Raw genomic sequence first — 12,526 nt, 5'->3', positions numbered from 1 at the left:
GAACTTACGCGGTCCCGCACGCTGTCAGTACGCAGGTCGCCGCGTCGAGCAGGGTCTTCTCCACCATGGTGTCGCTGGCGCCGGGCGCCAGTTCGGTCGACAGCAGCGCGACACCGAGCACCTCTATCGCGGCGGCGGCGCGCAGCAGGGACTCCTGCGTCGGGTCGGGACCGGCCAGCCACACCCGCAGTTCCCTGGTCGGTTCCATCAGATCGGGGTAACGATCGGCGATCGCGTTGACGATCGCGGCGGTGTCGCGCACGCAGAGCGCACCCGCGTCGCGGTGCCGGATCATCCCGCGCAGGTAGGTGCGCAGGACCGCGCGGATGCCCTCGTCGTTGTACGGGACCGCGTCGATGTCTTCGACGATGTCGCGCATGTGATCGATGATCGGATCGATGATCGCGATCAGCAGATCGAGCTTCGACGGGTAGTGGTAGTAGAGCGAGGCCTTTGTGATTCCCACCATATCGGCGACCTCACGCAGGCTCGCCTGCTCGAATCCCTTGGCCGCGAACAGCTGGACCGCGGCGTCACGGATCGCCTGTTTGGTGCTTCTACCTGCGGTGACGGTATCGGCGATGTCTCGGGCAGCCATCGGGGGATCCTCCCATGATTCGGTGTGACCACGGCGGCGCCCCCAAAAATTGAGGTTGCCCCTCCACTTACCGTATCGGTATTCTACCTACCGCACGGTAGGCAGAAAACGACGATGTGGAGGCGGGTCCAACAGGGGACGACCCGCAAGTGCTGTCTACGAGCCTGATCCCACCCGAGTTCTTCGCGCTAGGAGCACACCCTCGTGTCCGTATACCTGTACAGATGGGGAAAGTTCGCTTTCCGCCGCAAATGGATCGTGTTGCCGGTCTGGCTACTGCTGTTCGTCCTGCTCGGCGGCCTGGGCGCGACGCTCAGCAAGCCGATGACCAACGACTTCAGTATGCCCTCGCTGCCCTCGGCGCGTGCCAACGAGATCCTCGACAAGCACTTCCCCGGCATGTCCGAACAGTTCAAGTTCGACGCCGTCTCCGGCACCTATGTGATCGGCGCACCGGAGGGTCAGCAGCTGACCGACCCGGCCAACCGCGCCGCGATCGATGCCTTCATCACCAAGCTCGGTGAGCTGCCGATCGTCGATCACGAGAAGCCGCTCATGAGCCCGATCGAGCTGACCGACAAGATGGGCTGCCTGAGCAACCCGGACCCGTCGCAGTGCTCGGGCGCGCCGCTCAACGTGCTCAGCTCGACCGCGCCGAATACCGTCGCGGTGCTGAACGTCCCGTTCAGCATCAAGGCCGTCACCGATGTGACCGACGCCGAGCGTGACGCCGCCTACGACGTCGCCGCCGAAGCCCGCAACGCCGGCCTGACCGTGGAGCTGAGCGGTTCTGTCGCGATGAAGCAGGAGCAGCCGAGCGGCAAGTCCGAACTGATCGGCATGGGCGTCGCGCTGATCGTGATGGTGGTCGCCTTCGGCGCCATCGTCGCCGCGGTCGTGCCGATCGTGACCGCCATCGTCGGCCTCGGCGCCGCGACCTCGCTGATCATGCTCGGTACCTCGGTGATGGAGGTGCCCAGCTTCACCACCTTCCTCGCCTCGATGATCGGTATCGCGCTCTCGATCGACTACGCGCTGTTCATCGTCTCGCGCTACAAGCACGAACTGGCCGTGCGTGATTCGGCCGAGGAAGCCGCCGGTACCGCGCTCGGCACCGCCGGTTCTGCCGTCGTGTTCGCCGGTCTGACCGTCATCATCGCGCTCGGCGCGCTCGGCATCGTCGGCGTGCAGTTCCTGACCTTCATGGGTCTCGGCGGCGCCATCGCCGCCGGTTTCGCGGTGCTCACCGCGATCACCCTGATGCCCGCGCTGATGGGCGCGTTCGGCAAGTCGCTGTTCAAGCCGAAGCTGCCGCTGGTCGCCCAGCACGACCCGGAGGACGAGAGCTCGGTCACCAACGGCCAGCGTTTCGCCCGCCTGATCGGCAAGGCGCCGTGGGTCGCGCTGATCCTGTCGGTGGTCGTGCTCGGCGCGCTCGCCGCCCCCGCGGCCGGCCTGAACCTGGGTCTGCCCGGCGAGGACTCGATGCCGAAGACCTCCACCGTCCGTAAGGCCTACGAGCTGCGCACCGAGGGCTTCGGCGAGGGCAGCAACGGCGTGCTGATGGTCGTCACCGACCTGAGCGCGGTGCCCGAGGACCAGCGTGAAGCCGCGGTCGGCGCGCTGCGCGACCGGCTCGCCTCCTACGAGGGCATGGACTACGTCACCGAGCCGCAGTGGAGCGAGAACAAGCAGGGCGCCATGCTCAACGGCGTGCCGAAGTCGGGCCCGAACAACCAGGCCACCAAGGACCTGGTCGCCGAGGCGCGCGGCGCCGAAGGCGAGCTGAAGGCCCAGTACGGCATGGAGTACGGCATCACCGGCACCACCGCCATCTACGCCGATGTCGACCACGTGCTGCTCAGCAAGATCGTGCCGTACCTGGCGATCGTGGCGGGCGCCGCGTTCGTCCTGCTGATCCTGGTGTTCCGCTCGATCCTGGTTCCGCTCACCGCGGCCCTCGGGTTCCTGCTCTCCATGGGCGCGACCTTCGGTGCGACCGTGCTGATCTTCCAGGAGGGCAAGCTCGGCCTGATCGAGGATCCGCAGCCGCTGGTCAGCTTCCTGCCGATCATGTTGATCGGCTTGGTGTTCGGCTTGGCGATGGACTACCAGGTGTTCCTGGTGACCCGCATGCGCGAGGAATTCGTGCACGGCAAGTCGCCCAAGGACGCGATGGTCTCCGGCTACCACCACGGCGCTCGCGTCGTGACCTCGGCGGCGATCATCATGATCTCGGTGTTCGGCTCGTTCATCCTGGAAACCGATGTCACCGCGAAGTCCTTCGGCTTCGCGCTGGCCGCCGGTGTGGCGATCGACGCCTTCATCGTCCGCATGGTCGTCGTGCCCGCGTTGCTGGTCATCATGGGCAAGTGGTCCTGGTGGATCCCGAAGTGGCTCGACCGCATCCTGCCCGATATCGACGTCGAGGGTTCCAAGCTCGAGCAGCTGCGTAACCAGGGCGCCGAGACGGTGAAGCACCCGGTTCCGGTCGCCTGACCTCTGTGCATCGCACGACCCCGCAATCCACTCCAGGATTGCGGGGTCGTCGTGTTTTTCGCCCCACCGGGGCTGGCAGGTTGCTTGATATCGCGGTGAGCTGGCACCAGACTCAGGATTAGTTCGACCGGCTGTATCTCCCGATCCGCGCTCCGCACCGATCACCGCGAGGAGAAAACCGTGTCCGTCTATCTGTACCGGTGGGGCAAGCTGGCCTTTCGCCGCAAATGGATCGTGCTGCCCATCTGGTTGGTGTGTTTCTTCGTGCTCGGCGCCCTCGGCGCCCAGCTGCAGAAACCGATGACCGACGACTTCAGCATGCCCAACCTGCCGTCGGAGCGGGCCACCGAAATCCTCGACAAACACTTCCCCGGCATGTCCGAGGCCTTCGCCTTCGATGCCGTCACCGGCACCTATGTCGTCGGTGCGCCGGCCGGGCAGAAGCTCACCGATCCGGCCAACCGGCAGGCGCTGGACGCGATGATCGGCAGGCTGGAGCAGCTCGACATCGTCGATCACAGCAAGCCGATCCCGAATCCGATCACCATGACCGAGGAGATGGGCTGCCTCGGCCCGCAGCGCGATCCGTCGACCTGTAGCGGCGCGCCGCTGAACGTGCTGAACAAGACCGACCCCGACACGGTCGCGTATTTCAGCGTCCCGTTCACCATCAAGGAATTCGCCGACATCACCGCCGCCGACCGCGAGGCCGCCTACAGCGTCGGTGACGCCGCCCGCGCCGCCGGGCTGACGGTCGAGATCAGCGGCACGATCGCGATGGAACAGGAGATGCCAAGCGGCAAGTCGGAAATGATCGGTATGGCGGTGGCCCTGGTGGTCATGGTCGTGGCGTTCGGCGCGATCGTCGCGGCGTTCGTGCCGATCATCACCGCGATCGTCGGGCTCGGCGCGGCCACCTCGCTGATCTTCCTGTCCACCTCGGTGCTGTCGATCCCCAGCTTCACCACGTTCCTGGCCTCGATGATCGGCATCGCGCTCTCGATCGACTACGCGCTGTTCATCGTGTCCAGATACAAACACGAACTGGCGGTGCAGGATTCGCCCGAGGAAGCGGCCGGTAGCGCGCTGGGCACGGCCGGTTCGGCGGTGGTGTTCGCCGGGCTGACCGTCATCATCGCGCTGGTCGGCCTGAGCATCGTGGGCGTGCGGTTCCTGACCTTCATGGGTCTGGGCGGCGCGGTCGCGGCGGCCTTCGCGGTGCTCACCGCGATCACGCTGATGCCCGCCCTGCTCGGCGCGTTCGGCAGGCACCTGTTCAAACCGAAGCTGCCCGGAATCGCCCAGCACGATCCAGAAGACGACACTGTCGTCACCAACGGCATGCGCTTCGCGCGGGTGATCGCGAAATGGCCCGCGGTGACGATGATCCTGGCGATCGTCGCCCTCGGTCTGCTGGCCGCGCCCGCGATCAACCTGAATCTGGGCCTGCCCGGCGAGGACAGCCTGCCCAAGTCGACCACCGTCCGTAAGGCCTACGACCTGCGCACCGAGGGCTTCGGCGAGGGCAGCAACGGCGTGCTGCAGATCGCCGTCGACCTCAGCGACACCCCCGTCGACCAGCGCCAAGCCGCCCTCCTCGCGTTGCGCGAGAAGCTCCAGTCCTATCCCGATATGGAGCTGGTCACCGAACCGCAGCTCAGCCAGGACGGGGCGGGCGCACTGATCAACGGCATCCCCAAGTCCGGGCCGAACGCGCAGTCGACCAAGGATCTGGTGCAGTCGGCCCGCGACGCCGAGCCCGCGCTGAACGACCAGTACAAGATGTCGTACGGCATCACCGGAACCACCGCGATCTACGCCGACATCGACCACGTGCTGCTCAGCAAGATCGTCCCCTACATGGCGATCGTGGCGGGCGCCGCGTTCATCCTGCTGATCCTGGTGTTCCGTTCGATCCTGGTCCCGCTGACGGCCGCGCTCGGCTTCCTGCTGTCGATGGCGGCCACCTTCGGCGCGACGGTGCTGATCTTCCAGGAGGGCAAGCTCGGCCTCATCCAGGACCCGCATCCGCTGGTCAGTTTCCTGCCGATCATGTTGATCGGCTTGGTCTTCGGCCTGGCCATGGACTACCAAGTGTTCCTGGTGACCCGCATGCGCGAGGAATACGTGCACGGCGCCGACCCCACCGACGCCGTGGTCAAGGGCTATCACCACGGCGCGCGCGTGGTCACCTCGGCGGCGATCATCATGATCTCGGTGTTCGGCTCGTTCCTGCTCGAGTCCGACGTCACCGCCAAGTCCATGGGCTTCGCGCTCGCGGCCGGTGTCGCCCTGGACGCGTTCGTCGTCCGCATGGTGCTCATCCCCGCGCTGCTGGTGCTGCTCGGCAAATGGGCATGGTGGCTGCCGAAGTGGCTGGACAAGATCGTCCCCGACATCGACGTCGAGGGCGCTCGCCTGCGCGAACTACAGCAGCAGGCCAAGACCCCGGTACCCGCGCACACCTGACCGGGCTATTGGCTCGGTTGGGGTACCTCGCACTCGCTGACCCGCGGGTTCAGGCCGACATAGTTGGCCGGACCCGCGGCGGCGGTGACCGCGATCGTGGCCCAGTCGGAGCATTCCTTGGGTAGGTGCGCGAAGTAATGTCGCTGGCCCGCAGCGAGCAGCCCGACGGCTACCCAGCCGAGAACGACGAGAACCATAAGCTTCCCCCCGAGCCCGATCCCGGACTTCGCGGGTGGCGGCTGTCGCCCGCGCATAAGACATCGTTCCTTCCCGGATTTCGGTACTACCAGTGTATTACGTCCGGTCAAAAAAAGAGCCCCTCACCTGGCATATCAGGTGAGGGGCTCTGTGGCGGTGGCGGAGGGATTTGAACCCTCGGACGGGGGTTACCCGTCACACGCTTTCGAGGCGTGCTCCTTAGGCCGCTCGGACACGCCACCGCCGACTACGATACCGGAGGGGGTGCCTGATCGTTAAATCGGCTGGTCAGCGCTGGGTTCGGAAGAAATCGTCGAGGAGGGCGGCGCACTCGGTTTCGAGGATGCCGCCGCGGACCTCGGGACGGTGGTTGAGCCGGCGATCGCGCACGACGTCCCAGAGCGAGCCGACGGCGCCGGTCTTGGGTTCCCAGGCGCCGAAGACGACCTTGCCGACCCTTGCCAGCACGAGCGCGCCCGCGCACATGGTGCACGGTTCCAGGGTGACGGCCAGGGTCGCGCCTTCGAGTCGCCAGCCGTCGCCGTGGACAGCGGCGGCGGCGCGCAGCGCGAGGATCTCGGCGTGCGCGGTGGGGTCGCCGAGGGCTTCCCTGGCGTTCGTCGCGCGCGCGAGTTCCCGGCCGTCGGCATCGAAGACGACGGCGCCGACCGGCACATCGCGCGGGTCGGCGCCCTCGGCGGCCGCGATCGCGGCGCGCACCATGTCTTCGTCGGTCACCGAGGCAGTTTGTCCAGGACCGCCGCGAATTCGGTGGCGAAGCCGAGCCGCTGGGCGATCATGCCCAGCTGCTCGTCGGGGTAGAGGTCGGTCTCGGCGAGGATCACGGCGAGCACCGGTTCCGGCAGGCCGAGGTCGGCCAGTACGCCGAGGTCACCCTCTTCCCACGGTTCGATGTCGTCGAGTTCGTCGGGGTCGATGTCGGGGATCTCGATGTTGAGCGCGTCGAGGACGTCGGCGGCGATGTCGTAGTCGATCGCGGCGGTCGCGTCCGAGACGAGCAGGCGGGTGCCGCTCGGCGCGGGACGCAACACGATGAAGAACTCGTCATCGACGTCGAGCAGCCCGAACACCGCCCCCGAGCTGCGCAATGCCTTCAATTCGGTCTCGGCGGCCGACAAATCCACGAGCGCGTCGTGGCTCAGTGGACTGCATCGCCACGTGCCTTCTTCGCGGACCACCGCCATGGCGAACCCTTCGACGTCGAAGTCGTCATCCGACGTCGCCCTGTTCGAGCCCGAGCGCTGTGCTGCCATGGACCAAACGGTAGTCTGTCCCGCCCGTAATGATGAACTCGTGTGCCAATCTGTTCCGATGACCCTCGTCCAGCGTGCCCCTGTCTGCGTCCTCGGAACCGGCTTGATCGGCGGCTCACTGCTGCGCGCTGCGGTCGCGGCGGGGTACGAGGCGTTCGGCTACAACCGGTCGGATTCGGGTGCGGAGGCGGCGCGTCGAGACGGATTCGACGTCTCCGGCGAGTTGCCCGCGGTGCTGCGCCGGGCCGCCGACACCGACGCGCTGCTTGTCCTCGCGGTGCCGATGCCCGCGGTCGAGCACATCCTCGCCGAGATCGCCGCCGTCGCGCCGCGGTGCCCGCTGACCGATGTGGTGAGCATCAAGGGCCCGGTCGCCGACGCGGTGCGCAAGCACAGTATCGAGGCGAACTACGTCGGCGGGCATCCGATGGCGGGGACGGCCGAATCGGGCTGGGCGGCAACCGATCCTGAGCTGTTCCGCGGCGCGGTGTGGGCGGTCGGCGTCGACGAGGGCACCAGGGTCGAGCCGTGGACGCGGGTGGTGCGGCTGGCGCTGGACTGCGGTTCGGTCGTGGTTCCGGTGGTCGCCGACGAGCACGATCAGGCGGTCGCGCGGATCTCGCATCTGCCGCACGTGCTGGCCGAAGCGCTGGCGGCGGCGGGCGCGGCCGGTGGCGCGCTGTCGCTCGGCCTGGCCGCGGGGTCCTTCCGCGACGGCACGCGGGTGGCAGGGACCGCGCCCGATCTGGTGCGCGCCATCTGTGAACCGAATGCCGCCGCGCTCGGGCAGGTGCTCGACGAGACGATCGCGGCGCTGGTCACCGCGCGGGACACCCTGCGGGCGGACGGCAGCCTCGGCGATGTTGTCGAGGCGGGTTACCGCGGTCGCACCGCCTACAACGAGCACACGCGCTGGGAGATCACCGGCATCGTTCCCGGTGTGGGCGACTGGCTCGGCGAACTGCACCGAGCCGGCCGGCGCGGTGGAGTGCTGCGCGCACTGTGAATCTCGTTCGGTCTCAGGCCCGTTCGGCGAGTCCCGGGTAGTCGAGCACGAAACCCTCGGGATCGACGGTGAGCGTGGCGCTGGAGACCGGCGACAGCACGTTGATGCCGTCGGAGGCGCTCGAGTAGGTGAGCTCGGCCTCCTGCACCAGCAGATCGGGCAGCCGCACGTAGACGACCGGGACCTGCATATCGCCGACCGCGTTCTGCAGGCCGAACCGGCGAATCGGCAGCGTGTTGAAGAACGGGCTCAGCACCACGTCCACATCGAGCGCGCCGGCGAACGTGGAGCGCACATGGCTGCCGCCCGCATCGACGAGCCAGTAGTTCTCCTCGTCGCGCGAGATCGAGGCGTGCCGTTCACCGGCGGCCGTGGTGGTGCGCAACGACAACCGCCGGGTCGCGCCCGCCTCGTCGGTGACCAGGTCGTAGGACGCGCTGAACGCCGGGTGCTCGCCGCAGGCACTGCCGATCATCCGGCCCGCTGCCCTGATCCGATTGCCGTTGAGCGTCACCCGGACCGATTCCATCCGGGTGTTGTCGTGGGCGCGCCAGGTGAGTACCGCCGGCCACCGGGAGGCCGGTCTGATCTCGGTGGGGCCGTCGGCTGGGCCCGGGGCTGGGGTCGTCACCTCTCTACGGTAAGCGACACCAGCCCCGTGGCTGTACAACACGGTGGCATCAGACCAGCGAATCCCGCCAGGCGGCGTGCAGACCCGCGAAGCGGCCCTGTCCGGCGATCAACTCGGCGGGCGAACCGTCCTCGACGACCCGGCCCGCGTCGAGCACCAGCACCCGGTCGGCAATGGCCACAGTCGACAGCCGGTGCGCGATGATCACCGCGGTGCGCTCGCGCAACAGCGTCTCCAGCGCGTGCTGAACCAGCCGCTCACCGGGGATGTCGAGACTCGACGTCGCCTCGTCCAGCACGATCACCGCGGGGTCGGCCAGGAACACCCTGGCGAACGCGACCAGCTGACGCTGGCCCGCCGAGAGCCTGCCGCCGCGGGTGCGGACGTCGGTCGCGTACCCGTCGGGCAGCGAGGTGACGAACGCGTCGAGCCCGACCGCCCGCGCCGCCGCCGCGACCTCGGCTTCGGTCGCGTCCGGCCTGCCGAGCCGGATGTTGTCGGCGATGGTGCCGGAGAACAGGTACGCCTCCTGGGTGACCATCACGACGTGCCTGCGCAGCTCGGCGTCGGCCAGCCTGCGCAGGTCGACACCGTCGAGGGTGATCGTGCCGCCGCTCGGGTCGTAGAACCGGGTGAGCAGCTTGGCCAGGGTCGACTTGCCCGCGCCGGTGGCGCCGACCAGCGCCACCACCTGTCCGGCCGGGATGACCAGGTCGAACTCCGGCAGCACCGGGGACTCGGCGTGGTAGCCGAACCAGACCTCGTCCATCCGCACCAGGCCGGTCGCCCGCTCGAGGGCGATCGGGTCGTCGGGTTCGGCGACCGCGGGCTCTTCCTCGAGCACGCCCGAGATCTTCTCCAGCGCCGCCGCGGCGGACTGGTAGGAGTTGAACACCTGCGCGAGTTCGTCGAGCGGGCCGTAGAACTGGTCGAGGTAGAGCAGGTAGGCGGCGAGCACGCCGATCGCGAGATTGCCCTCCATCACCTGCCAGGCGCCGACCAGCAGCACGATCACCGTGGTCACCTTGCCGATGAAGTTCGACAGGCCCACGTAGTCGCCCATGCCGCGGATCGCGGTGGTGGTCGCCTTCTGGTACTCGCTGTCCTCGGCGCCGAGCACCTCCTGGTTGCGGTGCTCGCGACGGAACGCCTGCACCGCGCGCATGCCGCTCATCGACTCGACGAACTGCACGACGACGCGGGCGATCGCGCCGCGCGTGCGCCGGTACCCAGCCCGCTGGCGCCGCTGTGCCCACCGGGTCACCAGCACCAGCGGCACGAACCCGAGCAGCACGATCGAGGCCAGCATCGGATCCAGCCAGACCAGCAGCACCGCGATGGTGACCACCGACAGAATTCCGCTGAAGGCCTGGTTGAGCGCGCCTTCGAGCAGTTCCTGCAGGGTCTCGATATCGCTGGTGAGCCGGGTGACGACCTTGCCCGAGGTGTACTTCTCGTGGAACGACACACTGAGCCGCTGCGTGTGCCGGAACGCACGCACCCGCAGGTCGAACAGCACCCGCTGACTCAGCGAGCCCGAAGCACGCAGGAACAGATACGTGGTCAGGCCCGACAGCACGGTGACCGCGACGAAGCCGGCGACGGTCGCCATCAGCGGCGTCCAATTGCCCTGCCGCCCTTGGCTGATGCCGTGATCGAGGCCGTAGGCGATGAACAGCGGGGTCGACACCTTGGCCGCGTTGTCGAGAACGATCAGCACGAAGGTGAGCACCGCCTGCTTGCGGTAGGGCCGCACCAGGTCGAGCAGCAGCTGCCGGGATCGCCCGGCCAGCACCAGGTTTCCGGTGCCGGTGACGGCGTCGTCCTCCTTGGCGATACCGCGCCAGTCCGCGGCCCGATCGGCTTGATCGGGCGCGGTGGCTTCGATATCGGTGTCGGTACTCATGATTCACCTCCCATCAGTTCGCGGTAGCGGCTGTTGGTGCGCAGTAGTTTCTCGTGGGTGCCCTCAGCGGCGATGCGCCCGTCGGCGAGCAGCGCGACCCGATCGGCCAGCGCCGCCGTCGACGGCCGGTGCGCGACCAGCAGCGTCGTGGCGCCGGCGAGCACCGTGCGCAGCCGATCCTGCACGCGCGCTTCGGTTTCCACGTCCAGCGCCGAGAGCGGATCGTCGAGCACCATGATCCGGCCGTGCTCGGCGCCGGCCTCGCCGGTGAGCACCGCCCTGGCCAGGGCGAGCCGCTGCCGCTGCCCGCCGGACAGGCTCATGCCCTGCTCGCCGATCCTGGTGTCGAGTCCCCAGGGCAGCGCGTCGACGAACTCGCTCGCCTGGGCGATGTCGAGCGCCTGGCGCACCTCGGCGTCGGTGGCGCGCGGATCGCCCAGTGCCACGTTCTCGCGCACGCTGGCCGAGAACAGCACCGGCTCCTCGAAGGCCACCGTCACCACCCGGCGCAGGTCGGCGAGGCGCAGGGTGGCGATGTCGATGCCGTCGATGGTGATGCTGCCGTCGTCCACGTCGTAGAGCCGGGGAATCAGCTCCAGCAGCGCGGTCTTGCCGCTGCCGGTCGCACCAACCAGCGCGACGGTCTCGCCCGGCCGGATCCGCAGCGAGATGTCTTCCAGTACCGCCTTTTCCGACCGATCCTCGCCGGTCGGGTAGGCGAAGCGGACGTGGTCGAGGACCAGTTCACCGCGCACCGTCGCGGGCAGGCTCACCGGGTGTGGCGGGTCGGTGATGTCGAGCGGGGTGTCCATGATCTCCCAGAACCGGTCGGCGGCGGTGCGCGCCTCGAACAGTTCCGAGAGCAGGAAGCCCGTCCAGATGATCGGCCACTGCAGGAATGTCGCCAGCGTGATGCTCGCGACCAGCGTGCCGATCGTCATCGAACCCTGCACCACCGAATAGCCGCCGACGCCGAGCGACACCGCGATCGAGACCGTCGGCAGAGTCACCAGCGCCGCCCACAGCGTGGCGTCCAGACGCACCTTCTCCAGCTCGGTCTTCTGCAGTTCGCGTGACAGCGCGGTGAAGCGCGAGCCGAAGAAACGGCCGCGTCCGAGCGCCTTGAGCACACGCACGCCCTGCGCCGACTCCTGGGCGATGGTCGCCAGGTCGCCGGACTGATCCTGCGAACGCCGCGAAGCCACCTCGAACCGGTTCACGAAGCGCACGCACATCAGGATCAGCGGCAGTGAGATCACCGCGAAGATCAGTCCCACTTGCCAGTTCATGGCGAACAGGGCGATCAGGCCGGTGGGCAGAATGATGCCGTGGACGATGAGGAACGGTCCGGTGAACGCGACGAACCGCCGCAGCTCGGCCAGATCGTCGATCGCGCGCGAGAGCAGCTGACCCGACTGCCAGCCGTCATGCCGACCGATCGAGAGCGCCTGGAGCTGACCGAAAAGCTTGGCGCGCATCCGGATTTCGAACAGTGTCGACGGCTTGGACACCAGCCATCGCCGACCCCACATGCCGAAGGAGTCCAGCGCGCCGAGAAAGAAGATCAGCGTTACCGGCGCCAGCAGACCCGCGAAGTCCCGCCGCGCGATCGGCCCGTCGATCACCCGGGCGATGACCAGCGGGATCGCGATGGCAGTACCGACCATGAGGACGGCGAGCACATTGGCCCCGATCAGCGGTACCCGGTAAGGCCGGAGGTAGGGCAGAAACCGCCACAGCGACCGCAATCTCCCGCTCGGCCGCGGCGAAGGCCGCCCCGATCTGTCGGCCTCCGATTCGGTGGCCGCCAGCTCCAAAGTGACAGACAAGACTCCCCCTTGGTGTCCGGTGGATGGTTGGGTTCCGGAACGGACGCCCGGTGATGTTCGCACCGGGGTCCGACAAGTCGGCCCGTCAAGAGTCCCACCGGACCACCGCCGGGAGC

At 67.9% G+C, this 12,526-nt stretch carries 10 protein-coding genes and 1 tRNA gene; 3 read left to right on the top strand and 8 right to left on the bottom strand.

Going from position 1 to position 12,526, the window contains the following annotated elements:
* Positions 1-4: 4 nt before the first annotated feature.
* On the bottom strand, positions 5-598 hold the full coding sequence (locus IEY60_RS23675; protein WP_189032236.1) for a TetR/AcrR family transcriptional regulator: 594 nt from the start codon (positions 596-598) through the stop codon (positions 5-7).
* Positions 599-802: 204 nt separating this feature from the next.
* On the opposite strand from IEY60_RS23675, the gene IEY60_RS23670 reads away from it, so the two are divergent.
* Complete coding sequence (locus IEY60_RS23670; RefSeq protein ID WP_189032234.1) at positions 803-3,097, top strand: MMPL family transporter; 2,295 nt, start codon at positions 803-805, stop codon at positions 3,095-3,097.
* A gap of 180 nt (positions 3,098-3,277) precedes the next feature.
* Positions 3,278-5,566, top strand: a complete 2,289-nt coding sequence (locus tag IEY60_RS23665) for an MMPL family transporter (protein ID WP_189032232.1) — start codon at positions 3,278-3,280, stop codon at positions 5,564-5,566.
* 5 nt (positions 5,567-5,571) lie between these two features.
* On the opposite strand, the gene IEY60_RS23660 is transcribed toward IEY60_RS23665, so the two are convergent.
* The 4 genes from IEY60_RS23660 to IEY60_RS23645 form a co-directional block, all read right to left on the bottom strand.
* Positions 5,572-5,763, bottom strand: a complete 192-nt coding sequence (locus tag IEY60_RS23660) for a hypothetical protein (protein ID WP_019044478.1) — start codon at positions 5,761-5,763, stop codon at positions 5,572-5,574.
* Between the two features lie 152 nt (positions 5,764-5,915).
* Positions 5,916-6,006, bottom strand: a tRNA-Ser gene (locus IEY60_RS23655).
* A gap of 46 nt (positions 6,007-6,052) precedes the next feature.
* Complete coding sequence (locus IEY60_RS23650) at positions 6,053-6,487, bottom strand: nucleoside deaminase (RefSeq protein WP_189032552.1); 435 nt, start codon at positions 6,485-6,487, stop codon at positions 6,053-6,055.
* An 11-nt stretch (positions 6,488-6,498) separates the two neighbouring features.
* Positions 6,499-7,038, bottom strand: a complete 540-nt coding sequence (locus IEY60_RS23645) for a tRNA adenosine deaminase-associated protein (protein ID WP_189032230.1) — start codon at positions 7,036-7,038, stop codon at positions 6,499-6,501.
* Between the two features lie 58 nt (positions 7,039-7,096).
* Here IEY60_RS23645 and IEY60_RS23640 point away from each other — a divergent pair, with 58 nt between their 5' ends.
* Positions 7,097-8,044, top strand: coding sequence for a prephenate dehydrogenase (locus IEY60_RS23640; protein ID WP_189032228.1), 948 nt, complete (start codon positions 7,097-7,099; stop codon positions 8,042-8,044).
* Between the two features lie 13 nt (positions 8,045-8,057).
* On the opposite strand, the gene IEY60_RS23635 is transcribed toward IEY60_RS23640, so the two are convergent.
* The 3 genes from IEY60_RS23635 to IEY60_RS23625 are packed head-to-tail and all read right to left on the bottom strand — an operon-like array spanning position 8,058 to position 12,410.
* Entirely contained in the window at positions 8,058-8,675 is a 618-nt protein-coding gene (locus IEY60_RS23635; protein WP_189032226.1) for a putative glycolipid-binding domain-containing protein, read from the bottom strand.
* A gap of 49 nt (positions 8,676-8,724) precedes the next feature.
* On the bottom strand, positions 8,725-10,581 hold the full coding sequence (locus tag IEY60_RS23630) for an ABC transporter ATP-binding protein (RefSeq protein WP_189032224.1): 1,857 nt from the start codon (positions 10,579-10,581) through the stop codon (positions 8,725-8,727).
* Positions 10,578-12,410 carry an ABC transporter ATP-binding protein gene (locus tag IEY60_RS23625; protein ID WP_189032222.1) on the bottom strand — a complete coding sequence of 611 codons (1,833 nt, stop codon included), beginning with the start codon at positions 12,408-12,410 and terminating at the stop codon, positions 10,578-10,580. The genes IEY60_RS23630 and IEY60_RS23625 overlap by 4 nt, the downstream gene beginning before the upstream one ends.
* Positions 12,411-12,526: the final 116 nt, after the last annotated feature.

This window comes from Nocardia rhizosphaerihabitans, from assembly GCF_014646295.1.
Classification (GTDB): Bacteria; Actinomycetota; Actinomycetes; order Mycobacteriales; family Mycobacteriaceae; genus Nocardia; species Nocardia rhizosphaerihabitans.
This window is presented reverse-complemented; position numbering and strand designations above follow the sequence as displayed.